The organism is Candidatus Aquarickettsia rohweri (assembly GCF_003953955.1).
Classification (GTDB): Bacteria; Pseudomonadota; Alphaproteobacteria; order Rickettsiales; family Midichloriaceae; genus Aquirickettsia; species Aquirickettsia rohweri.
In genome coordinates, this window is the sequence record NZ_RXFM01000146.1 from 1 (window position 1) to 1,196 (window position 1,196).

Annotated in this window: 2 protein-coding genes; both read left to right on the plus strand. The window is 31.4% G+C overall.

Annotated features, from left to right (window positions below):
• Window positions 1-393: hypothetical protein (locus EIC27_RS07335; RefSeq protein WP_162298372.1), on the plus strand; the 393-nt coding region annotated here is incomplete at its 5' end.
• 17 nt (window positions 394-410) lie between these two features.
• A partial coding sequence (locus EIC27_RS06830; protein WP_153183786.1) for a hypothetical protein occupies window positions 411-1,196 on the plus strand: 786 nt, incomplete at its 3' end.

Here is a 1,196-nt window from a genome sequence, read left to right on the forward strand (position 1 = left end):
GGCGTTGACCATGAAAATCATACAACTATAAAAGGATACACTTCGAATGATGTGTTGAATTTGTTTGAGTATTATGACTCAAAATTGGGAAAAAAGCCACTTAAAGTTTTTATACGGGATAAGGAATCTGGTGTAACTAAAGTTAATCCACATGTTCAAAATATTTTTGATAAACATGCTGAAGAATTTAAAGATATTATGATAAATGTCTATAATCATAATATTGAGGAATGCAATCATCTAAAAACAGTTCCTCCAAACTACCAATTCAGTACATGTTTGTCTTTATCAGGAGATGGGCCTGACCAAACCTTACTCCTGTTGCAGTGTTTAGAAATATTTAATTCTGTGAATGACGAAACTATATGTCCTGAACTAGACATAGAGTTATAAATCTAGAAAAATTAATTATGAAAGTAGTATTTGAGGTAGAAAAAGCAACTTCCTACTCTAAAACTCAAATTGCTATTGTAAGGTCTTATGGTATAAAAGTACCAAAGATTTGTAGTACTAATTTTTCGAACAGCATTGAAATTTATCTAAAACCTCAAATGACAGCTAGTTCAAAACTTGCAGTACAAAATGCAGCCAATAAGTACCTTACATTATATGATGGCATAAAAGAAGAGATTAAGACGGAGTTGGGAACACAATCAGAACTATGGACAAGCAGACATAATAGTCCAGATCCAGTAATTCAGTTTCAGAATGAGGGTTTATACTTTTGGTATTTTGCTGATCCTAATACGAAATCGAAAATTACTTTTGAAGATATCAGTACTCCTAACGATGCTACTATGCCTTATATATTTTTTATGTTGAGACAGATAGAAGCAACCGATGCAAGAAATTTAGAGCCACAGTACTCAATAAAAATGTTAAAACCACCCATGGGTAAGGATCTTAAAAAACATATAGGCGTTGACCATGAAAATCATACAACTATAAAAGGATACACTTCGAATGATGTGTTGAATTTGTTTGAGTATTATGACTCAAAATTGGGAAAAAAGCCACTTAAAGTTTTTATACGGGATAAGGAATCTGGTGTAACTAAAGTTAATCCACATGTTCAAAATATTTTTGATAAACATGCTGAAGAATTTAAAGATATTATGATAAATGTCTATAATCATAATATTGAGGAATGCAATCATCTAAAAACAGTTCCTCCAAACTACCAATTCAGTACATGT